At 75.7% G+C, this 22054-nt stretch carries 20 protein-coding genes and 1 riboswitch; of the genes, 19 read left to right on the plus strand and 1 reads right to left on the minus strand.

Features of this window, described 5'->3' with window-relative positions; genetic code table 11:
- The first annotated feature begins 203 nt into the window (after nucleotides 1–203).
- The 6 genes from K8Z61_RS10040 to K8Z61_RS10065 all read left to right on the plus strand — a co-directional run bounded on the left by K8Z61_RS10040 (nucleotide 204) and on the right by K8Z61_RS10065 (nucleotide 7153).
- Nucleotides 204–851, plus strand: coding sequence for a response regulator transcription factor (locus K8Z61_RS10040; protein ID WP_224129063.1), 648 nt, complete (start codon nucleotides 204–206; stop codon nucleotides 849–851).
- A gap of 55 nt (nucleotides 852–906) precedes the next feature.
- A riboswitch (TPP riboswitch) is annotated at nucleotides 907–1034 on the plus strand.
- Nucleotides 1026–2108 carry a thiamine ABC transporter substrate binding subunit gene (locus tag K8Z61_RS10045; protein WP_224129064.1) on the plus strand — a complete coding sequence of 361 codons (1083 nt, stop codon included), beginning with the start codon at nucleotides 1026–1028 and terminating at the stop codon, nucleotides 2106–2108. Its footprint overlaps the riboswitch before it by 9 nt.
- A gap of 1 nt (nucleotide 2109) precedes the next feature.
- On the plus strand, nucleotides 2110–3765 hold the full coding sequence (locus K8Z61_RS10050; RefSeq protein ID WP_224129066.1) for an iron ABC transporter permease: 1656 nt from the start codon (nucleotides 2110–2112) through the stop codon (nucleotides 3763–3765).
- Nucleotides 3765–4787: an ABC transporter ATP-binding protein gene (locus tag K8Z61_RS10055; protein WP_224129068.1), complete on the plus strand. Its 1023-nt coding sequence runs from the start codon at nucleotides 3765–3767 to the stop codon at nucleotides 4785–4787. The genes K8Z61_RS10050 and K8Z61_RS10055 overlap by 1 nt, the downstream gene beginning before the upstream one ends.
- A 229-nt stretch (nucleotides 4788–5016) precedes the next feature.
- Nucleotides 5017–6393: a C40 family peptidase gene (locus K8Z61_RS19290; RefSeq protein WP_224129070.1), complete on the plus strand. Its 1377-nt coding sequence runs from the start codon at nucleotides 5017–5019 to the stop codon at nucleotides 6391–6393.
- Between the two features lie 67 nt (nucleotides 6394–6460).
- Nucleotides 6461–7153, plus strand: a complete 693-nt coding sequence (locus tag K8Z61_RS10065) for a class I SAM-dependent methyltransferase (protein ID WP_308116770.1) — start codon at nucleotides 6461–6463, stop codon at nucleotides 7151–7153.
- A gap of 78 nt (nucleotides 7154–7231) precedes the next feature.
- Here K8Z61_RS10065 and K8Z61_RS10070 read toward each other — a convergent pair whose 3' ends face one another.
- Nucleotides 7232–7720, minus strand: coding sequence for an inorganic diphosphatase (locus K8Z61_RS10070; RefSeq protein ID WP_224129422.1), 489 nt, complete (start codon nucleotides 7718–7720; stop codon nucleotides 7232–7234).
- A 121-nt stretch (nucleotides 7721–7841) separates the two neighbouring features.
- On the opposite strand from K8Z61_RS10070, the gene dacB reads away from it, so the two are divergent.
- From dacB to K8Z61_RS10135, 13 genes are all read left to right on the plus strand, one after another.
- Nucleotides 7842–9392, plus strand: coding sequence for a D-alanyl-D-alanine carboxypeptidase/D-alanyl-D-alanine-endopeptidase (dacB, locus tag K8Z61_RS10075; protein WP_224129072.1), 1551 nt, complete (start codon nucleotides 7842–7844; stop codon nucleotides 9390–9392).
- 10 nt (nucleotides 9393–9402) lie between these two features.
- Nucleotides 9403–10452, plus strand: coding sequence for a zinc-dependent metalloprotease (locus K8Z61_RS10080; protein ID WP_224129074.1), 1050 nt, complete (start codon nucleotides 9403–9405; stop codon nucleotides 10450–10452).
- A gap of 13 nt (nucleotides 10453–10465) precedes the next feature.
- On the plus strand, nucleotides 10466–11464 hold the full coding sequence (gene tilS / locus K8Z61_RS10085; protein WP_224129076.1) for a tRNA lysidine(34) synthetase TilS: 999 nt from the start codon (nucleotides 10466–10468) through the stop codon (nucleotides 11462–11464).
- 154 nt (nucleotides 11465–11618) lie between these two features.
- Entirely contained in the window at nucleotides 11619–14516 is a 2898-nt protein-coding gene (locus tag K8Z61_RS10090) for a nidogen-like domain-containing protein (protein ID WP_224129078.1), read from the plus strand.
- Nucleotides 14517–14641: 125 nt separating this feature from the next.
- A complete protein-coding gene (locus tag K8Z61_RS10095) occupies nucleotides 14642–15457 on the plus strand; it encodes a carboxypeptidase-like regulatory domain-containing protein (protein ID WP_224129080.1) in 816 nt (271 codons plus the stop codon).
- 54 nt (nucleotides 15458–15511) lie between these two features.
- Nucleotides 15512–16063, plus strand: a complete 552-nt coding sequence (hpt, locus tag K8Z61_RS10100; protein WP_224129081.1) for a hypoxanthine phosphoribosyltransferase — start codon at nucleotides 15512–15514, stop codon at nucleotides 16061–16063.
- Nucleotides 16064–16198: 135 nt separating this feature from the next.
- Nucleotides 16199–18268, plus strand: a complete 2070-nt coding sequence (gene ftsH, locus K8Z61_RS10105) for an ATP-dependent zinc metalloprotease FtsH (RefSeq protein ID WP_224129082.1) — start codon at nucleotides 16199–16201, stop codon at nucleotides 18266–18268.
- 21 nt (nucleotides 18269–18289) lie between these two features.
- Complete coding sequence (folE, locus tag K8Z61_RS10110) at nucleotides 18290–18910, plus strand: GTP cyclohydrolase I FolE (protein WP_224129083.1); 621 nt, start codon at nucleotides 18290–18292, stop codon at nucleotides 18908–18910.
- A gap of 62 nt (nucleotides 18911–18972) precedes the next feature.
- Nucleotides 18973–19923 (plus strand): dihydropteroate synthase, encoded by a 951-nt coding sequence (gene folP / locus K8Z61_RS10115; RefSeq protein WP_374227934.1) that lies wholly within the window; start codon nucleotides 18973–18975, stop codon nucleotides 19921–19923.
- A complete protein-coding gene (folB, locus tag K8Z61_RS10120; protein WP_224129084.1) occupies nucleotides 19920–20291 on the plus strand; it encodes a dihydroneopterin aldolase in 372 nt (123 codons plus the stop codon). The genes folP and folB overlap by 4 nt, the downstream gene beginning before the upstream one ends.
- Entirely contained in the window at nucleotides 20288–20857 is a 570-nt protein-coding gene (gene folK, locus K8Z61_RS10125) for a 2-amino-4-hydroxy-6-hydroxymethyldihydropteridine diphosphokinase (RefSeq protein WP_224129085.1), read from the plus strand. Before folB ends, folK begins: the two co-directional genes overlap by 4 nt.
- Nucleotides 20854–21360 carry a DUF3180 domain-containing protein gene (locus K8Z61_RS10130; protein ID WP_224129086.1) on the plus strand — a complete coding sequence of 169 codons (507 nt, stop codon included), beginning with the start codon at nucleotides 20854–20856 and terminating at the stop codon, nucleotides 21358–21360. Before folK ends, K8Z61_RS10130 begins: the two co-directional genes overlap by 4 nt.
- 9 nt (nucleotides 21361–21369) lie before the next feature.
- On the plus strand, nucleotides 21370–22044 hold the full coding sequence (locus K8Z61_RS10135; RefSeq protein WP_224129087.1) for a hypothetical protein: 675 nt from the start codon (nucleotides 21370–21372) through the stop codon (nucleotides 22042–22044).
- Nucleotides 22045–22054: the final 10 nt, after the last annotated feature.

The raw sequence follows: 22054 nt of genomic DNA on the forward strand, positions 1-22054 counted from the left end.
CGGATATCGTGCAGGCGTTCTTGCTGAACACCTCCTGCGGGTGAACCGTCACCAGCGCCGGGTGAGCCTCAGAGAACCTGCTCCGATGGGTGCCTACCCGACTGTGAGCAACGAGGCGGTGGGGTTCGTCCCCACCGCCTCGTTCCTGTTCCCGGGGGCCCGGGGATCGCCGGATCACCTGATCGTCCGGTAGGTTTCTTCGGGTGATAGCCGTGCGCCCCGTGCGCGCCACCTTGGTGGACAACTACGAGCTGGCAGCTGCAGGCCTCCAGGCCGTGCTCCGGCCGTACGCGGGACGGCTGAACCTCGTCGATCTCGACACCGCGTTGCGCGACCCCGCCTCCCTCGACGTCATCCTCTACGAGCCGGTGCACCAGACGCCCGCGAGCCAGGAGGTCCTGCGTCGCCTGATCTCGGGCTCGCAGCGCCGTGCCGTCATCTACTCCTGGCGCGATCGCGCCGACGGCGCCGCGTACGGCTCGTTCGCCGGGCACCTCTCCAAGGCCCTGCCGGCCGAGGAGCTCGTCACCGCCGTCGAGGCCCTCGCCGCGGGCGAGCAGGTCATCAGCGTGCGGGTGCCCGTCGACAAGGGCCCGCTCAAGGCGGTGGCCGCCGCCGGCACCTCCGACTTCGATCTGACCCCGCGCGAGGCCGAGATCCTCTCGCTGGTCACGCAGGGCCTGACGAACGCCGAGATCGGCGGACGCCTCTACCTGTCGATCAACTCGGTGAAGACCTACATCCGCACGGCCTACCGCAAGATCGACGTCAGCCGTCGCGCGCAGGCGGTCGCGTGGGGCATGGAGCACGGGCTCGCCCCGCTCTCCGACTCCGACGGCCAGGTGGGCTGAGCCCGCTCCGCGGACGCCGCCTCCGTGCGGCCGCGACGCCCTCCCTACACTCGGGCACGACAGACAGGGGAGCCCCGCGCAGGGGCTGAGAGGTCGCTGGTCGGCGACGACCCTCCGAACCTGAGGCGCCGCACGGCGTCTGCACCGGCTCACACCGGCGAAGGGAGTCTCGCCATGACTCGTGCCCGTCCCACCTCGCTCACGACCCTGGCCGCCGGCCTGCTCGCGCTCTCGGCCCTCGCGGGCTGCTCGCTGGGCGGTCCCGGCACCGAGGAGGCGTCCGGCTCCGACGGGGCGGCGCCGACGAAGGTCGTGCTCGTCACCCACGACTCCTTCAGCCTGCCGAAGGCGCTGATCGCGCAGTTCGAGAAGGACACCGGCTACGACCTGCAGGTGCGCTCCTCCGGCGACGCCGGCACGCTCACCAGCCAGCTGGTGCTCAACGCCGACGACCCCGTCGCCGACGTCGCCTACGGCGTCGACAACACCTTCGGCAGCCGGGCCCTCCAGGCGCAGGTCTTCACGCCCGTCGACGTCACGGAGCCGGCCGGCGCCGCCGCGTACGACCTGCCGGGCGACGACGCGCACGCGCTGCGTCCGGTCGACCAGGGCAACGTCTGCGTCAACGTCGACGACACCTGGTTCGCGGCCAAGGGCCTGACGCCCCCGCGCACCTTCGACGACCTGCTGGACCCGCGGTACCGGGGTCTGCTGGTCACCCCCGGCGCCACCACCAGCTCGCCCGGCCTGGCGTTCCTGCTCGCCACGATCGCCCGGTACGGCGAGGACGGCTGGCAGGACTACTGGCGGCGACTGCTGGCCAACGGCACCAAGGTCGTGAGCGGCTGGTCGGACGCCTACGAGGTCGACTTCACCCAGGGCGGCGGCAAGGGTCGGCGTCCGATCGTCGTCTCCTACGACTCCTCGCCGGCGTTCACCGTCGACGGCAAGGGCGGCACGACGACCTCGGCGCTGCTCGACACCTGCTTCCAGCAGGTCGAGTACGTCGGCGCCCTGCGAGGCGCCGCCAACGAGGCGGGCGCGAAGGCGGTCGTCGCCTGGCTGCAGAGCCCGGAGGTGCAGGCGGCGCTCCCGGAGTCGATGTACGTCTTCCCGGTGGCCGAGGGCACCGCGCTCCCGAAGGACTGGGCGCGGTTCGCCAAGCAGCCGGCGTCCCCGGCGTCGGTCGCGCCGGAGCGGATCGCCGAGCAGCGCGACACGTGGCTGCGCCAGTGGAGCGACCTGGTCGGGAGCTGAGGTGCGCCGGGCGTCGTCGCTGCGCGGGCTGCCGGGGCTCCTGGCCCTGGCGGTGCTGCCGACGGCGGTGCTCGTCGTGCTCTTCGTCGTGCCGGTGGCCGGGATGCTCGGCCGCGGCGTGGTCGTCGACGGGCGTCCCGACCTCGGGGGCGTGCTGGAGGTGCTGGGCCGTCCGCGCGTGCACCGCGTGCTGTGGTTCACCGTGTGGTCCTCGGGCCTCGCGACGATCGTCGCCGTGCTCCTGGGCGTGCCCGCCGCGTTCGTCGCCCACCGGCTGCGGTTCCCGGGGCGCTCGCTCGTGCGGCTGCTGCTGCTCGTGCCCTTCGTGCTGCCGACCGTGGTGGTCGGCGTCGCCTTCCGGCAGCTCGTCGGCGAGGGCGGTCCGCTGGGCGGGCTGGGGCTCGACGGCTCGGCCGCCGCGATCGTCGCCGGCCTCGTGTTCTTCAACGTCTCGGTGGTCGTCCGCGGCGTCGGCGCCGCCTGGGCCGGGCTCGACCCGCGGCCCGCGCAGGCCGCGGCGGCCCTCGGCGCGTCGCCCCGGCAGGTGCTGACCACCGTGACCCTGCCAGCGCTGCGTCCGGCGATCGTGTCGTCGGCGAGCGTCGTCTTCCTCTTCTGCGCGACCGCCTTCGGCATCGTGCTGACGCTGGGCGGCCTGCGCTACTCCTCGGTCGAGACCGAGATCTACCTGCTCACCACGCAGCTGCTCGACCTGCGCGCGGCCGCGGCGCTCTCGCTGCTGCAGATCGCCTCGGTGGTGGCGCTGCTGCTCGTGGCGGCCCGGGCGCGGCCCGCCGACGCCACCGGCCGCGGCTCCGACGCCCCCCGGCTGCGGCCGCGCCGGATCGTCGCGGCCGACGTCCCGGCGCTGGTCGTCACGGCTGCGGTGCTGACGCTGGTCGTCGCGCCGCTGGCGATGCTGGTGATCGGCTCGCTGCGCGTCGACGGCGCGTGGTCCCTCGCCGCCTACCGCGCGCTCGACACGACCGGGGGCGGCAACGCCCTCGTCGTCCCGGTCACCACGGCCGTCCAGATCTCGCTGCGCACCGCCGTCGACGCCACGTGGATGGCGCTGCTCCTCGGCCTGCTGGTCTCGGTGGCCGTGACCCGCCGCTCCCGCGGGCGGGCCGAGCGGCGCGTCCGGACGGTGCTCGACGGGCTGTTCATGCTCCCGCTCGGCGTCTCGGCGGTCACCCTCGGCTTCGGCCTGCTGATCACGCTGAGCCGGCCGCCGCTCGACCTGCGCGACTCCCCGCTGCTGGTGCCGCTGGCGCAGGCGCTGGTCGCCCTCCCGCTGGTGGTGCGCACGCTCGCGCCGCTGCTCGGCGGCATCGACGACCGGCAGCGGCAGGCCGCGGCGTCGATGGGGGCCGACCCCGTCCGCGCCTGGCTGAGCGTCGAGCTGCCCGTGATCGCGCGGCCGCTCCTGGCGGTGGCGGGCCTCGCCTTCGCCGTGTCCCTGGGGGAGTTCGGGGCGACGTCGTTCCTCGCCCGCGACGCCCGGCCGACCCTGCCGGTGGTGATCGTCCGGCTGCTCGGCCGCCCGGGCGGCCTGAACTACGAGATGGCGCTGGCCGCGTCCGTGGTGCTGGCCGCGACCACCGCGCTGGTGATGCTCGCGATCGAGCGGCTCCGGGTGCCGGCGGGGGTGCTCTGATGCTCCGGCTCGAGGGGCTGGAGGTCGCCTACGACGGCGTCCCGGCGGTGCGCGGCGTCGACCTCGACGTGCCCGACGGCGAGGTGCTCGCGGTGCTCGGCCCGTCCGGCTGCGGCAAGTCGACGCTGCTGCGCGCCGTGGCCGGGCTCGAGGCGGCCGCCGGGCGGGTGCGCTGGGACGGCACGGACCTCTCCCGCGTGCCGACCCACCGCCGGGGCTTCGCGCTGATGTTCCAGGACGGCCAGCTCTTCGGGCACCTGAGCGTGGCCCGCAACGTCGGCTACCCGCTGCGGCTGCGGCGTCGTCCGCGCGCCGAGATCGCGGCGCGGGTCGCCGAGCTGCTGGCGCTCGTCGGCCTCGACGGCTTCGAGGACCGCCTGCCCGGCTCGCTCTCCGGCGGCGAGCGGCAGCGGGTGGCGCTGGCCCGGGCGCTCGCGGTGCGGCCCCGGCTGCTGCTGCTGGACGAGCCGCTCTCGGCGCTCGACGCCGGCCTCCGGCTGCGCCTGGCCGGCGACCTCCGCCGCATCCTGACGGAGTCGGGCACGACGGCCCTGCTCGTCACCCACGACCACGAGGAGGCCTTCGCGGTGGCCGACCGCCTCGCGGTGATGCGCGACGGCGCCGTCGTCCAGCAGGGCCCGATCGACGCCGTGTGGCGAGGGCCGGTGGACGCCGCCACGGCGCTGTTCCTCGGCTACGCCCGGGTGCTCGAGGGCTCCGCGGCCCGGGCCGCCGGTGAGCTGGCCGGGCTCGAGCCCGGGCCCGGCGGCCTCGCCCTGCGTCGCTCGGCGCTGCGGGTGATCCCCGACGTCGACGGCTCGCCCCGGCTCACGGCCCGGGTGCTGGGCGTGCGGCCGACCCCGGAGCAGGTGCGGCTGCGCGTCGTGCCCGACCCGGGCTCCCCGCTGGCCGGTGCCGGCGTGGCCGAGCTCGACGCCGTGGCGCCGCGCACGGCCGAGCCCGCGGTCGGCGATCGCGTCACGCTGCTCCTCGACGCGGGCCGGACCGCGCCGGTCGGCTGAGCCCGATCGTCCCAGCATGTGGGACGGCGCTGTCGGTCTCCCCGGACCCGCGCCGGATGCGTCGCGACAGGTGGTCCGAGCCGCCGCGACCGGTCGTCCTCGCAGGTGGTCGCGGAACGACACGCGTGTCATTCCTGCGAATTACACGGATGTCATCGTCAAGCCGACACGCCGATCGCCGAACGGATTTCTGGTGAAGATGTTTCTGGTGTGACGAAAGTTGTCTAGCGTGACGATCCGGATCGCCGCGGGGGCGTTCCTGCAGCGAGCGGAGACCAGGATGACCGGGACGACGGGAGCGCGGCGGCGCACGAGCGCCCTGCTGGCGGGACTGTCGATCGCCGCCCTGGCCTGCGGGGGCACCACCGCCGTCGCGGCCGACCACCACCGGACGCCGACCCGCCACGAGGTGCGCCACGCGGAGTGGGCCGCGCGCCACCAGGCTCGGGACGTCGCCGCCGTCGAGGCGGATCTCGACGCCGCCGAGGCACGCCTGCACCGCGCCGCGGACGCCGCCGGAGCCGCGGCCGAGGCCTACAACGGCGCCCGCTACCGCCTCCAGCTCGTCCAGGCCCGGGCCGCCCGCACCGCGGCCGACGCGCGGGCCGCCCGCCGCGCGCTGAGCGCGATGCGCAACGGCGTGGTCCGCAGCGTCACCTCCGCCTACGAGCAGTCCCCGACCCTCGAGGCGATGGCGGCCGTCACCGATGCCCGCGGCATCGACGGCGTGCTCGACTCGATGGCCACCATGGCCAACGCCCAGGAGGCGCTCGGCCAGCGCTACGGCGACTTCCAGGCGGCTCGGGCGTCGGCCGATCGCGCCGCGGCCCGCGCGGAGCAGGCCCGCGCCGAGCAGGCCGACGCCACCGCCGCGGCCGCTGCCGCGCGGGAGCAGGCCGCCCGCGCCGCCGAGGCCGCGCAGGCCGAGGCCACGAGCGTCGCGCGCCGGCGCACCGCGCTGGTCGCCGAGCTCGCCCGGCTCCAGGGCATCAGCACCCGCCTGGCCGAGCGCCGCCAGGCCGGCCTCGAGGAGGCCCGCCGCCGGGCCGCCGAGGAGCGGGCCCGCCGCGAGGCCCTCCGGCAGGCGCAGATCCGGGCCCAGCAGGAGGCCCAGCAGCAGGCTCAGCAGGAGGCCCAGCAGCAGGCCCAGCAGCAGCAGGAGCAGCAGCAGGACGCGGGCGGCTCGGGCTCGTCCGGCTCGGGGTCGTCCGGCCAGCCCTCGCCCCAGGTGCCGCCGAGCACGGGCGACGTCTCGGCGGTGCTCGGCTTCGCGCGGGCCCAGATCGGCGAGCCGTACGTCTGGGGATCTGCCGGGCCGGGCTCGTGGGACTGCTCGGGCCTGACGATGATGGCGTGGCGGCAGGGCGGTCGCTCGCTGCCGCACTACAGCGTCGCCCAGTACGAGCAGTCGACGCCGATCTCGCTCTCCGAGCTCCGTCCGGGAGACCTGGTGTTCTGGTCGTCCACCTCGAGCCCGTCGGGCATCCACCACGTCGCGCTGTACGCCGGCAACGGCATGATCATCCAGGCGCCGCGCACCGGGCGCGACGTCGACGAGGAGTCGATGTACGCCTGGGAGCCGCCGACCTTCTTCGCCCGTCCCTGAGCCGGTCGCAGACCCGGTAGCGGGCCGACGCCGTCGTCCCTCACGCGGGCACCCGTAGCGTGGGGGCGTGAGGATCGACGTCGCGTCCCTGGCCGGTCGTCTGCCCCGCGTGTGGGGCACCTGGGGCGAGGACCCCCTGTGGGGCACCGTCTACGACTGGACCGTCGAGCACCCGCACGTCGGGGGCCTGGTCTGGTTCGCCGGCACCCAGTCCGACCTGCGCCGGCTGCATCGCGCGGCCGACGTGATCGCCGCGGTGCCCGACGGCGGCCGGGTGCTCGACGTCCCGTGCGGCGGTGGCGTCGCCCTGCGCGGGCTGCGGCCCGACCAGGACCTCTCCTACGTCGCGGCCGACCTGGACCCGCGCATGCTCGAGCGCACGGCGGCGTCCGCGCGGCGCCGGGGGCTGGGCCACCTGGTGCGCACCGAGCGCGCCGACGTCACCGACCTGCCCTTCGAGGACGACTCCTTCGACCTCGTGCTCAGCCTGACCGGCCTGCACTGCTTCCCCGACCCGCAGCGCGCCGTCGAGGAGATGGCCCGGGTGCTCCGCCCCGGCGGCGGGGTCGTCGGCAGCGCGGTGCTCGAGGACGCCGGGCTCCGGTTCGCCGGCCTGCGGGCCGCCGGCCGGCTCTCCGGGCTGATCGGCCCCGGCTGCACGAGCGGCGAGGTGCGCACCTGGTTCGCCCGCGGCGGCGTCGACGTCGAGGTCGAGCTCAGCGGCGCCTTCGGCTACTTCGGCGGCGAGAAGGTCGGCTGAGGCCCGCGTCCCTCCCGACGCGACGAGCCCCCCGGACCGTGCGGTCCGGGGGGCTCGGGCGACGTTGCGGGCGTCCGGTCAGTGGCCGGACTCCTTGAACCGCGCGAACGAGGCGTGCACCTCGGCCTCGGCCTCCGTGCGGCCGACCCACTCGGCGCCCTCGACCGACTTACCGGGCTCGAGGTCCTTGTAGACCTCGAAGAAGTGCTGGATCTCCAGGCGGTCGAACTTCGACACGTGGGAGATGTCGCGCAGGTGCTCCAGGCGCGGGTCGGACGACGGCACGCACAGCACCTTGTCGTCGCCGCCGGCCTCGTCGGTCATGCGGAACATGCCGATGGCGCGGCACTTGATCAGGCAGCCGGGGAAGGTCGGCTCCTGCAGGATGACGAGCGCGTCGAGCGGGTCGCCGTCCTGGCCGAGGGTGTCCTCGATGAAGCCGTAGTCGGCCGGGTACTGCGTCGAGGTGAAGAGGGTGCGGTCGAGACGGATCCGGCCGGACTCGTGGTCGACCTCGTACTTGTTGCGCTGACCCTTCGGGATCTCCACGAGCACGTCGAACTCCAGCACTGCTTCCTCCGGTGGTGGCGGGCCCGTGGGTGCGGGCCGGGCGAGATCGGGTGACCCGGGGTGGGTCGTCGGGCCATCCTCCCGCACAATGTGCGACGACGCCGCAGCGGGAGGTGGGATGGGACGCGACGCACGCGCCGAGGCCGACCGACCGGCCGACCGCGGGGCCGACGCCACGCCGGTCGTCGACGCCCCGCCCGGGCCGGACCGGCGTCCCCGCCGCGGTCGCCGGCTCGTCCGGACGGCCACCGGTGCCGTCGCGCTCGCGCTGGTCGCGGGCGTCCTGCTCTGGCCCCACCGGCTCGCCTCGCCCACGCGTCCCCGCGACCTCGGCGCGCTGACGGCGCTCGGGCTGCCGGCGGCGGCCGTCGACGCGCGGCCGGTGGCCGCCGCCGAGGGGCTCCCCGGCTCGGCCGCGGGTCGCCTCGACGAGGCGCGCGTGGCCCGCGCGCTGCGGCCGGTGCTCGGCGGCCGCAACGCCGCGGCGCTCGGACGCCGCGTGCTCGTGGCCGTCGACGGCCTCGACGGCACCCGCGTCCTGCGCGGCGGGCCCGCGTCGATCACTCCGGCGTCGACCACCAAGCTCCTGACCTCGCTGGTCGCGCTGGACGTGCTGCCCGCGACCACCCGGTTCCGCACCCGCACGGTGCTCTCCGGGGCCGACGCGCCCACGCTGACCCTCGTCGGCGGCGGCGACCCGTACCTCGCCAGCGTCCCGCGGCCCGGGGTCTGGCCACCGCGCGCCGACGTGACGACCCTGGCCCGGCGCACCGCGCGCGTGCTGGAGCGTCGCGGAGTCGAGCGGGTCCGGCTCGCCTACGACGCCTCCCTCTTCTCCGGTCCCGCCGTCAACCCGGCCTGGCCGCGCAGCTACACCGGCCAGCCCGGGGGCGCCGACGTCGTCTCCCGGACCAGCGCGCTGTGGGTCGACGAGGGCCGCGTGGCGCCCGGCCTCGCGGCGCGGGTCGAGGATCCCGCACGCGCCGCGGCCGACGCCTTCGCCCGGGCGCTGACGGCCGCGGGCGTCGAGGTGGGCGGCGTCCCCCGGGCCGGACGGGCGCCGGTCGACGCGGAGGAGGAGGTCGCCGAGGTCGCCGGGGCGCCCGTCGGCCAGCAGGTGCAGCAGCTGCTGCTGGTCAGCGACAACGAGGCCACCGAGGTGCTGCTGCGGCAGATCGCCCTCGCCGCCGGCTCCCCGGGCACCACCGTCGACGGCGTGCGGGCGGTGCGCGCGGGCCTCCAGCGGCTGGGCGTCCCCGCGCCCACCCGCCTCTACGACGGCAGCGGGCTCTCGCGGCGCGACCGCCTCGGCGGCGACACCCTGCTCGGGGTGCTGTCGGTCGCCGCCCGCGCTCCCGCGGACTCGCCGCTGCGCACGCTGCTGGCCGGGCTCCCCGTCTCCGGCCTCACGGGATCGCTCGCGACCCGCTTCGCCGAGGTGCCCGCCGACGGACGCGGCGTCGTCCGGGCCAAGACCGGCACGCTCACCGGCGTCCGGGCGCTGGCGGGCGTCGGCGCCGACGCGTCCGGCACCCCGTTCCTCGTCGCCCTCAGCGCCGACCGCATCCCCGACGCGCGCAGCCTCGACGCCCGCGAGCTGCTCGAGCGCGCGCTCGGCGCCCTCGCGCGCTGCCGGTGCACCGCCGGCAGCCGCCCGGCCCCCCGGTAGCGTCGAGCGCATGGCCGCCGACCCCGCCGCGATGATCGACTGGGACCTCGCCGTCTCGCTGGGCACCCGGCTGGCGGGCGAGGGTCCGCGGGTCACCCGGGCCGAGGCCGACGCCGCCGTGGCCGAGCTGCGCGCCGCCGCCGGCCGCTCCACCGACCTCGTGCGCGCCTGCACGGGCCTCGACGCCGGCGAGCGCACCGCGCCGCTGCTCGTCGTCGATCGCGGCGGCTGGGTGCAGGCCAACGCCGACGCCTTCGCGCACCTGCTCGGCCCGCTCGTCGGACGGCTCACCGAGAAGCGGCCGCCGAGCGGCCTGACCCTCTCGATCGGCTCGCGCATCACCGGGGCCGAGGTCGGCGGGCTGCTGGGCTTCCTCGCCTCGAAGGTGCTCGGCCAGTTCGACCCCTTCCACGAGCCCACCGGACGACTCCTGCTGGTGGCCCCGAACATCGTCGACGTGGAGCGCCAGCTCGACGTCGACCCGTCCGACTTCCGCCTGTGGGTGGCGCTCCACGAGGAGACCCACCGGGTGCAGTTCACGGCCGTCCCGTGGATGCGCGACCACCTCCAGGGGCTGGTGGCCGAGGTCGCCGGCACCGTCGGCGGCGACGCGACCAGCCTCGTCGACGGCGGCCTGGCCCGCGTCCGCGAGCTGCTGGCCGACAGGGACGCCCGGCGCGGCAGCCTCGTCGAGCTGTTCTCCAGCCCGGCCCAGCGCGAGCTGCTGGACCGCGTCACCGCGGTCATGTCGCTGCTCGAGGGGCACGCCGACGTCGTCATGGACGACGTGGGGCCCACCGTCATCCCGACCGTCGCGCACATCCGCGAGCGGTTCACCGAGCGGCGCCAGGGCATCGGCGCGCTCGACCGGCTGCTGCGCCGGCTGCTCGGCCTGGAGGCCAAGATGGCGCAGTACCGCGACGGCGCGCGCTTCGTGCGGGGTGCGATCGACGCCGTCGGCATGCACGGCTTCAACGCCGTCTGGTCGGCGCCCGAGGCGCTGCCGAGCCGGGCCGAGATCGCCGACCCCGCCGCCTGGGTCGCCCGCGTCCACGGCTGAGCGGCCCGATCCGATGGCGCTGCATCCCTCGGTCGCCGCCGTCCGACGGGCGGTGCGTCGCTCGCTGGACGACCTGGCGTCCGGCGACACCGTGCTGGTGGCCTGCTCCGGCGGCCCCGACTCCCTCGCCCTGCTGGCCGCGACCCTCCACGAAGGCCACCGCGCGGGGCTGCGGGTCGTCGGGGGGACCATCGACCACGGCCTCCAAGAGGGCTCGGACGAGCACGCGCGCCGGCTGGTCGGCACGATGGCCGCCCTCGGGTGCGACGAGACGATCTCCTCCCGCGTCGTCGTGGAGTCCAGCGGCACGGGGCCCGAGGACGCCGCGCGGCGGGCCCGGTACGCGGTGCTCGAGCAGATGGCGGCGCACCTGCGCGCGTCGGCGGTGCTGCTCGGCCACACCCGCGACGACCAGGCCGAGACCGTGCTGCTCGGCCTGGCCCGCGGCTCGGGCGGCCGGGCGATCGCCGGCATGCGCGCCGGCTTCGGCCCGTTCCGCCGTCCGCTGCTCGGGGTCGCGCGCGACGACACCGTCACCGCCTGCCAGGTCGAGGGGCTCGAGCCCTGGCACGACCCCCACAACGACGACCCCGGCTACGCCCGGGTGCGGGTGCGCCGGCGGGTCCTGCCGGTGCTGGAGGACCAGCTCGGGCCGGGCGTCGCCGCCGCGCTCGCCCGCACCGCCGAGCAGCTGCGCCACGACGTCGAGCTGCTCGACGACCTCGCCGACGAGCTGCTCACGCGGCTGGTCGACGTCGAGGGGCGCGTCGTCACCGCCGCCGTCGACGGGCTCGCCGCGCAGCCCACGGCGCTGCGTCGGCGGGTGCTGCGGCTGATGGCCCTGCGCGCCGGGGCGCCGGCGTCCGAGACCTTCCACGAGCACGTCGTCGCGCTCGACGCCCTGCTCACCGACTGGCGGGGCCAGCGCTGGATCGACCTGCCGGGGCCGGTGCGGGGCCGCCGGGTCGACGGGCGGCTGGAGGTCGGGCCCGCGCCGTCGACGGAGCCGTAGCCGTCGACGGAGCCGTAGGCCCGCGGCGGTCCAGACCGCCCCGCCGCGCCCTTCCGCCCCGGCAGCGGCCTCCCTACGCTCGAAGGGCCCTCCCCGCGTCCCACGTCACCCCCGGACGGTGTCGATGCACGCTGGCAGCACGCGCACACGCCCCGTGGCGCTCTCGGTCCTCGCGTCGGCGCTGGGCCTGGTCGCCGTCCTGCTCGTGCCGGGTGACCCGGCGGGAGCCTCGGTGGACGCCGACGCGGTGTCGGGCAGGATCCTCGACCAGGCCGGGTTCGCGCGCCCGTCCGCGCAGGTCGCCCTGCTGAAGCAGGTCGCCGGCGCGGACGGACCCACGTACGTGCAGGTCGCCGAGCAGCGGGTCGACGCCTCCGCGCGCTACCGCTTCGACCACCTCGACCCGACGGTCGACTACACGCTCGCCGCGCTCGACACCGCGGTGCCCGAGCCGCGGCTCACGACCTACTACCGCGGCACCCAGGAGCTCGCCCGCGCGCAGACCTTCCGCGTGGGGGCGGCCGAGGTCGTCGCCGACCTGCAGCTCGCGGACTCCGGCTACGGCACGATCACCGGCACCCTCGTCGACCCCCAGCACCACGACGGCGATCCGACCCGGCGCACGTACTCGGTGCTGGACGGCGTCACCGGCCGCGTCGTCGCCGACGGCGTGGTCGGCGTCGGCGCCGGCGTCCCGTCCGATGGCTTCCGCATCGCGCTGCCCACCGGCCCGTACACCCTGCGCCTGCTCGACGAGCGCAGCCGGCGCTCGGCGCCGCTGGTCCTCGAGCGGACCCTGACGACCGACGGCCTGGCGCTCGGAGCCCTGACGCTGTCGGCCCGCGTGCCGTCCGCGCCGAGCATCGGGGTCCAGGACGACGCCGCGCACGCGTACTGCGACGACCACGAGATCGATCCCGTCGCCGGCGGCGGGACGTCGGTCGACCTGCCCTTCCCGGTGCACCTCGGCACCGTCCGGACCAGCCGGGTGCGGATCGAGCCGCGCGGCGGCCACCTGCTGCTCGGCGACCCGCCGGCCTTCGACCCGCGGGCGGCGTTCGCCGCCGGTCAGGACGTGCCGCCGGTGATCGCGCCGTTCCTCGCCGGCGTCGACACCACCGACCCGGCGTCGGGGTCGGTCACCTACGGCGTCGCGCCAGCCGGCGATGCCCTGTGCGTGGTCTGGCACGAGGTCGGGTACGGCTCGGCGCACGCCGACCGTCGCGACACCTTCCAGGTGGTCCTCGCCCGGGCGAGCGGCGACGGGACGACGTCCGGCGACGTGGACGTGACCTTCGGCTACGACGCGATCGCCTGGGACGCCGCCGACCTCGACGGCGGGGTCGGCGGGCTCGCCGGCGCCACCGCGCGCGCGGCCGTCGTCGGCGTCTCGGCCGGATCGGCCTCCACCGCCGTGCGCCTTCCCGGGAGCGGCGTGCCGGGCGCCCTCCTCGACGGCGGACCGGACGCGCTCGTGGCCGGCACCCGCGGGTCGGGCGGCGCGCCGGGGCGCCATCTGGTCGAGGTCCGCGACGGCGTCCCGGGGAGCAGCGCGGTCAGGTCGGTCGCCGGCGTCGTCCTCGACGAGTCGGGAGCCCCGGTCCCCGGCGCGGTGGTGGTCGTCTGCGCGCGGACGGACGCCCGTGACTGCCGTCCGCCCGTCGTCGCGGGCGACGGCGGGGCCTTCGCGGTCGACGGGCTGACCTCGGGCCAGTACCTCGTGCGGGCGAGCCCGCCTGCCGGCTCGACCCTCGGCACCCTGCGGCGGCTGATCACGCTCGCGCCCGGCTCGACCTCCTTCGACGTGCCGCTGGTCCTGCCCGCGTCGCCCCCGCCCCCGCTGCCTCCCCAGCAGCTGCGGTTCCTCTCCTCCGGCGGGGTGCTGCCGGGGCTGCGGCTCACCTCGACCGGCGTCCCGATCCTGTTCTACCGCGCGCCGATCGCCGTCGAGGTGCGCGGCTGCCCGGGCTCGAGCGGGCGGACGGCCCTGCTGGTGGTCGACGGCACCACGGCGGGGACGGTCGACCTCGTCGAGGACCCGGCCGATCCGGGGGTCTACCGGGGGCGGTTCGACGCGCCCTTCCCCCTCAGCGGCTACGGCGTGCTGCAGACGAACGTCGCCCCGTGCGGATCGAACGGCGCCGGCGCGGTCGAGCCGTTCTACGTCGACCCGTCCGGGAGCGTCACGGACCAGTTCGGCCTGCCGCTGACCGGCGCGAGCGTCACGCTGGCGCGCTCGGACGCCGCGGACGGGACGCCCGCCGACGTGCCCGACGGCAGCGCCCTGATGTCGCCGATGAACCGGGCCAACCCGTCGACGACGGGCGCCGACGGCGCCTTCGGCTGGGACGTGCTGCCGGGCTTCTACCGGCTCACGGCGAGCCATGCGGGCTGCGCGTCGCTCACGACCGACGCCCTCGCGGTGCCACCGGCCCGCTTCGACCTCGTGCTGCCGCTCGTCTGTCGGGGGACGCCCCGGCCCGCGACCGGTCCGCGGATCCTCGGCGCGGTCGGGGTCGGGCGGCGCCTGGTCGCGCGTGACGCCGCGTGGCTGGACGGGGTCCCGGTGATCCGCCGGGAGTGGCGTCGCGGCAGCGCGTCCGGGCCCGTCGTCGGCACCGACCGGGCGTACGTGCCGACGGTGCGCGACGCCGGGCGGCGCCTGGTCCTGGTCACGATCGCGCGCCGCCCCGCCGTCCACCAGGGCGGCGATCCCGACGCGCCGCTCGTCCGCTTCGCGGAGCTGCGCGCCACGACCAGCACCGCGCCCGTGCTCGCCCCGACGCGGCTGCTCGTCACCCGGCTCCGTGCGTCCGGGGCGCCGCGGCTCCTGGTGCGAGCGGTGGTCGCCGGACTGCGGCCCGGTGGCCGGGCACAGGCCGAGGTCGCGGTCGGCGGCCGGAGCCGGCGGGTCGTCGGCACGCTGCGTGGTGGCCGCGCGGTGCTGACGCTGCCGCGCCTGGCCCCGGGGCGGCACGTGGTGACGGTGACCTACCGCGGCGACGTCCGCTGCGCCCCGGCCCGGCGGACGATCGCCGTCGTCGTGCGCTGAGCGTGCGCGCTGGTCCGGACCAGTCGCTCCGATCGGCGCCTCCGGCTCAGCCGGGAGCCGGGCCGGCCGATGGGGGGCTCGACCCGCGGGCCCGCCGCGGGTCGCGCCGTCCCGAGGAGGCCTCCGTGACCGCTGCGATCCCGCCCCGTCATCGCGCCGACCGGCGTCCGGCACCGCGTCGCGCGGCCCGGCTCCTGGGCCAGGCGGGCCTGGTCGGCTGCACCGTCGCGGCCCTCGCGCTCGGCGCCAGCCAGGCCCGCGCCACCGGCGCCGACGCCGCCGGCTCCCCGAGCGCGGGCGACGCCGCGCGGGTCGTCGTCCCGGGCGTCACCCGGCTGATCACCGGCGTCGTCACCGACACCGCCGGACGGCCGATCGACGACGTGCTGGTGCGCGCCGTCGACGCTCGCGGGGTCACCCGCGCGTCCGCGCTGACCTACGCGTCGGCCTTCGCCTCGGGCCCGCAGCACGGCTTCTTCTTCCTCGAGGTGCCGCCCGGCGCCTACACGGTGCGGATCACCCACCTCGGCCACCTCCCGACCCGGCTGCCCGACGTGGTGGTCGCGGCGGGCGCCGACACGCGCCTCGGCGCCGTGGAGCTGCGGCGTCGCCCCGCGGTCTCGCGCACCACGCTCGGGGCGGCGCGCACCACGGTGCCCGTCGGCTCGCCCGTGCGGCTGCGCGCCGAGGTCCTCGTCGTCCGCCGTGCGGCCGGGGTGCCCGGCACGCCCGTGCCGCGCGGCTGGGTGCAGGTCACCGAGGGACGACAGGTGCTCGCCACGGTGCGCCTGCGCCCGGGCGCGGGCGCGTCGCGGGTCGACGTCGTCGTGCGCGACCTCCGCTCGGGACGCCACGCCCTCGTGGCCCGGTACGCCGGCAGCGAGAGCGTCGCCGCGTCGGTCTCCCGGCCGCTGGTCGTGCGCGTGCCGCGCGGCCGGTGAGACCGCCCCGCCCCGACGCGCCCCGGGCCCGGACGATGGCCTAGGGTCGGGCGCATGGACGTCGCCCACGTCGAGAACGACCTCGTCTCGGTGCTCTTCACCGAGGCCCAGATCCAGGAGCGGCTCCGCGAGCTCGCCGCCGAGATCGAGCGCGACTACGAGGGCAAGGACCTCGTCATCGTGGGCATCCTCCGCGGCGCCGTCATGGTCATGGCCGACCTCGCCCGCTCGCTGCACCGCCACGTCGAGATGGACTGGATGGCGGTCTCGTCCTACGGCTCGGGCACCAAGTCCAGCGGGGTCGTGCGCATCCTCAAGGACCTCGACGCCGACATCTCCGGACGCCACGTCGTGATCGTCGACGAGATCATCGACACCGGCCTCACGCTCTCCTGGCTCACCTCGAACCTCGGCTCGCGCAGCCCGGCCAGCGTCGAGATCTGCACCCTGCTGCGCAAGCCGGAGGCGCTCACCATGCCCGTCGACGTCAAGTACGTCGGCTGGGACATCCCCAACGAGTTCGTCGTGGGCTACGGCCTCGACTACCGCGAGCGGTACCGCAACCTGCGCGACATCGCGACGCTCGCGCCGCACGTCTACTCCTGACGCGCCGCCCGGCGACGTCACCGACCGGGTGAGGCCCGCCCCGTCGGAGTCGTCGGCCGTTGCCGCTCGCCTGTACCGTCGCTCGTATCGGCCGCACCGGGCGGCGTCCAGGGAAAGCAGCATCGAGAGAAGCCTGTGAAGCGCATCGTCAAGGGTCCGTGGTTCTGGATCGTCGTCGCCGTCCTCGGCGTGCTCCTGACCCTCCAGTTCCTCCTGCCGAACAGCGGCGGCGACGAGATCTCCGCCTCCCAGATGAGCAAGTACATCTCGTCGGGTCAGGTCAAGGACATCACGTTCGTCGACGGCGACCAGCAGATCAAGGCGATCCTCGACGACGGCGTCCGGCCCGAGGGCTCCGCGGTCACCACCAAGTGGATCGAGGGCACCCAGCGCGACCTCTTCGACGCCGCCCAGCAGCAGTTCACCAAGGGCACGATCGAGAAGGTCGACACCGAGATCTCGCGGCCGAGCGTCCTCGGCTCCTTCCTCTTCTCCTTCCTGCCGATCGTCGTGCTGTTCGTGGTCTTCCTGTGGCTGATCAACAACATGCAGGCGGGCGGACGCGGCGCGATGCAGTTCGCGAAGTCGCGCGCGAAGCTGATCTCCAAGGACATGCCGAAGACGACGTTCGCCGACGTCGCCGGCTGCGAGGAGGCCATCGAGGAGCTCGAGGAGATCAAGGAGTTCCTCTCCGAGCCCGCGAAGTTCCAGGCCGTGGGCGCCAAGATCCCCAAGGGCGTGCTGCTCTACGGCCCGCCGGGCACCGGCAAGACCCTGCTCGCGCGCGCCGTCGCCGGCGAGGCGGGCGTGCCGTTCTACACGATGTCGGGCTCCGACTTCGTCGAGATGTTCGTCGGCGTCGGCGCCTCCCGGGTGCGCGACCTGTTCGAGCAGGCCAAGGAGAACGGCCGCGCCATCGTCTTCATCGACGAGATCGACGCCGTCGGCCGGCACCGCGGCGCGGGCATGGGCGGCGGCAACGACGAGCGCGAGCAGACGCTCAACCAGCTGCTCGTCGAGATGGACGGCTTCGACGTGCGCGATGGCGTCATCCTGATCGCCGCCACGAACCGTCCCGACGTGCTCGACCCCGCGCTGCTGCGTCCGGGCCGCTTCGACCGGCAGATCCAGGTCGACGCGCCCGACATGTCCGGCCGCCACAAGATCCTGCAGGTCCACTCGCGCGGCAAGCCGCTGGCGCCCGACACCGACCTGCTCTCGGTGGCTCGTCGCACGCCCGGCTTCACCGGCGCCGATCTCGCCAACGTGCTGAACGAGGCCGCCCTGCTGGCCGCCCGCGCGAACGAGAAGCTGATCACCAACCCCTCGCTCGACGAGGCGATCGACCGCGTCATCGCCGGCCCGCAGCGGCGCACGCGCCTGATGAGCGAGAAGGAGAAGCTCATCACCGCCTACCACGAGGGCGGCCACGCGCTCGTCGCCGCGGCGCTGCCCGGCACCGACCCGGTGCACAAGATCACGATCCTGCCGCGCGGCCGGGCCCTCGGCTACACGATGGTGCTGCCCGATGAGGACAAGTACTCCCAGACGCGCTCGCAGATGCTCGACTCGCTGGCCTACATGCTCGGCGGACGAGCCGCGGAGGAGCTCATCTTCCACGACCCGACGACCGGCGCCGGCAACGACATCGAGAAGGCCACCAGCGTGGCCCGCGCGATGGTCACGCAGTACGGCATGACCGAGCGGCTCGGCGCGATCAAGCTCGGCGACTCCAACTCCGAGCCGTTCCTGGGCCGCGACTTCGGCAGCAGCCGCAACTACTCCGAGGACGTCGCCGCGATGGTCGACGAGGAGACCAAGCTGCTGCTGGCGGCCGCCCACCAGGAGGCCTTCGACATCCTCGAGGAGAACCGCGACGTCCTCGACGCGCTCGTGCTCGAGCTGCTCGACAAGGAGACGCTCGACAAGGAGCAGATCGCGCGGGTCTTCGAGCCGCTGCGTCGCCGCCCTGAGCGTCCGGCCTGGACGGGCTCGCCGAACCGTCGGCCCTCCGACATCCCCGCCGTCGAGATCCCCGAGGCCGTGCGCGCCCGCGCCGCGGCCGACGCGCCGGCCGCCGACGCCGGCGCCACCGTGCTGACCCCGCCGGGCCCCGGCGGCGACGTGCACGGCGGTCCCGGCGCCGTCCCGCCCACCCAGATCCCGCCCGCCCCGCCGACCCCCGGCACCCCCACGCAGGACTGAGCAGGAGCGAGGTACTCCGCGATGACCACCCACCCGATCCTCACGGCGCGGGGCGACGACACCCCCGTCGTCCCCGAGTTCGACCACGAGCGGGCCGAGGCCGCCGTTCGCGAGTTGCTGTTCGCCATCGGCGAGGACCCCGACCGCGAGGGCCTGCGCGAGACCCCGGGCCGCGTCGCCCGGGCCTACGCCGAGCTCACGGTCGGTCTGCGCCAGCAGCCGGAGGAGGTCCTCGCCACCACCTTCGACCTCGGCCACGACGAGATGGTGCTGGTGCGCGACATCGAGCTGTGGTCGATGTGCGAGCACCACCTGGTGCCGTTCACCGGCGTCGCCCACGTGGGCTACATCCCGGCGGCCACCGGCAAGATCACCGGGCTCTCGAAGCTCGCGCGGCTCGTCGACGTCTACGCCAAGCGCCCGCAGGTGCAGGAGCGGCTCACCACCCAGGTCGCGGACGCCCTCATGGCCATCCTCGACGCGCGCGGCGTCATCGTCGTGATCGAGGCCGAGCACCTGTGCATGACCATGCGCGGCGTCCGCAAGGCCGGTGCCCGCACCATCACCTCCGCCGTCCGGGGCATCATGCACAACGGTGCGACCCGCAGCGAGGCGATGGCGCTCATCCACGGCACCCACTGAGCCGTCCGAGCCGTCCGAGCCGTCCCGCCCGACCGTCGGTGACCGAGCCCCAGGCGTCCGAGGTGACGCGGCCCCTGGTCATGGGGGTCGTCAACGTCACCCCGGACTCCTTCTCCGACGGCGGCCGCTTCCTGGAGCCCGAGCGGGCGGTCGCCCATGGACGGGCGCTGCTCGCCGACGGCGCGGACGTCCTCGACATCGGCGGCGAGTCGACCCGGCCGGGCGCGACGCGTCCGCTGGTGGCCGAGGAGCTCGCCCGCGTCGTGCCGGTGATCGCCGAGCTCGCCCGGCACGGCGCGACGGTGTCGGTCGACACCATGCGCGCCGAGGTCGCCGAGGCCGCGCTCGCGGCCGGGGCGCGGTACGTCAACGACGTGTCGGGCGGTCTCGCCGACCCCCGCATCCTGGAGGTCGTGGCCGCCCACGACGCCGGCTACGTCGCCATGCACTGGCGGGCGCACGCCCGGCACATGCAGGACCTCGCGGTCTACGACGGCCCCGGCGGGGTCGTCGGCGCCGTCCGCGACGAGCTCGCCCAGCGGCTCGAGGCCATCGCCGCGGCCGGGGTCGACCTCGCCCGGGTGGTGCTCGACCCGGGGCTGGGGTTCGCCAAGACCGGGGACCACAACTGGGCGCTGCTGCGCGGCCTCGACGCCGTCGCCGCGCTCGGGCGTCCGCTGCTCGTGGGCGCCAGCCGCAAGTCCTTCCTCGGCGCGCTGCTCGCGGACGCCGACGGTCGTCCGCGTCCGGCGCACGAGCGCGAGGCGGCCCACCTCGGCGTGCTGGCGCACCTGGCCCGCCGCGGCGTGTGGGGCGTGCGCGTGCACGACGTGCGCGCCACCGCCGACCTGTTCGCCGCGCAGGAGGCGCTCGGCGAGCTGCGCGGGCCCGCGTCGGACGGATTCGCCCCCGCAGGGCATGATGCCCCTGCACCACCAGACGGCCCGTCCGTCGACCCCGTCGCGACGCCGCGTCCCGACGTCACCCCCGGCAGGAGGCTGGACCACCCGTGAGCCACGACGAGCTCGCCGTCCTCGGCATCGAGTGCTGGGGTCACCACGGCGTCTTCGAGTTCGAGAAGCGCGAGGGGCAGACCTTCGTCGTCGACCTCGTGCTCGGCATCGACACCCGCCCCGCCGCCGCCTCCGACGACTTGCAGGACACCGTCGACTACGGGAGTCTCGTCACGGCGGTCAAGGCCGCCGTGGAGAACGATCCGGTCGACCTGATCGAGACCGTGGTCCAGCGCATCGCGGACGTCTGCCTGGCCGACGCGCGCGTGGCCTGGACCCGCGTCACGATCCACAAGCCGGATGCCCCCATCGACGCGACGTTCCGGGACGTCGCGCTGACGATCACCCGAGGACGTGAGGTCGCATGACGGAGACCCCCAACCCGCACATCATCAACGCCGACACGCTCACCGGCGAGATGCGGCCGATCCGCCGTGCGGTCCTGTCCATCGGCTCCAACCTCGGCGACCGGCTGGCCGCGCTCCAGGGCGCTGTCGACGCGATCGCCGACACCCCGGACGTCTGGGTCACCGGCGTCTCGCCGGTCTACGAGACCCAGCCGGTCAACTGCCCGCCGGGCTCCGACTCCTTCCTCAACGCCGTCGTCCTGATCGACACCACGCTCTCGGCCGCACGCCTGCTCGACCGAGCGCACGCCGTCGAGGACGCCTACGACCGCGAGCGCGGCGAGGTCGCCAACGCGCCCCGCACCCTCGACGTCGACCTGATCGTCGTCGGCGACCGTCGCAGCGACGACCCCGCCCTGCGCCTGCCGCACCCGCGTGCCGCGGAGCGCGCGTTCGTGCTCAAGCCGTGGTTCGACCTCGAGCCCGACGCCGAGATCCCCGGTCGCGGCCCGATCGCCGACCTGCTGGCCGCCATCGGCCTCGACGGCGTCAGCCCGCGCACGGACCTCGTGCTCGACCGCGAGTGACCTCCGCGCCCGAGCCCGGGCCCCGCTCCGGGGACCAGGACGGCGGACCGCGCCTCGGTCCGGCCTCGGGCACCGTCCTCGCCGTCGGCGCGATCGTCGGCCTGGTGGCCGGCTGGGGCTTCCACCGCGTGCACGACCTCGTGTCCGCACGTCCGGCACCGACCATCTCGCCCGCGCAGCCGATCGCCCTGGTCGTCATCGCGATCGGCCTGGGCTGGACCGCCTTCCACACCCATCGCGCCGTCCAGGTGCGGCGGGAGCGGCTCGAGGCGCACCGGGCGGTCAACCGGCTGGCCCTGGGCCGTGCCGCGGCCTACGTCGGCGCGGTCGTGGCCGGCTGGTACGTCGGCTACGGGGTCAGCTGGCTGGGCGTCGACGCCGAGCTCAGCGGCCAGCGGATCCTCCGGGCGGCGATCGCCGCGGCGCTCTCGATCGCGATCGTCGTCGCGGGCCTGCTGCTCGAGCGCGCGTGTCGCGTCCGCTCCGACGAGGACGACGCCTAGCCTGAGCGCATGCCGACCCCAGGAGCCGCACCCGTCGCATCCGTCCCAGCCGACGCGCGAGCGGCCCGACGGCGGCAGCGCAGCACGCGGCTGACGGTGGCCACCGCGCTGCTCGTGCTCGCCGGCGTCGTCGTGCTCGGCGCGCTGGCGTCCGGGGCCGGCGCGCTCGTCGGGGTCGCGGCAGTGCTGGCGGTCGTCCTCGGAGCCGCCGCCACCCGGATCACCCACAGCGAGCTGCTCGCGTCGCGGCGCGACGCCGCCCGCGACCGCGCCGAGCAGGCCCAGGCTTACCGGCGCCTCGCCGAGCAGCGCTCCGGGGAGGCCGCCGACCACCTGCGCGACGTCCGCGAGCAGGCCGAGCGCACCCGCGAGGAGCTCAGCGCCACCATCGCCGAGCGCGAGTCGGCCCTCGGCGAGCTGCAGTCGGCCGTCGTCGCGGCGCAGCGCCAGGCGGCGGAGACCGCCGTCCGCCTGCAGGCGGAGACCCGGCGGGCCGACGATCTCGGCGCCGACGCCGCCCGCCTCCGCGCGTCGCTGGAGAGCGCGGAGGACCGCGCGGCCACGGCCATCGTCCGGCTGGCGGAGCTGGAGCAGGAGCTCGACGTGCTGCGCAGCGAGCTCGACGCCGTCACCGAGGCGTGGCGGGCCTCCGAGACCCGCTGGGAGCAGCGCAAGCACGCCTGACGCCCACCCC

The organism is Nocardioides sp. TRM66260-LWL, assembly GCF_020075545.1.
In the GTDB taxonomy this organism is placed as follows: Bacteria; Actinomycetota; Actinomycetes; order Propionibacteriales; family Nocardioidaceae; genus Nocardioides.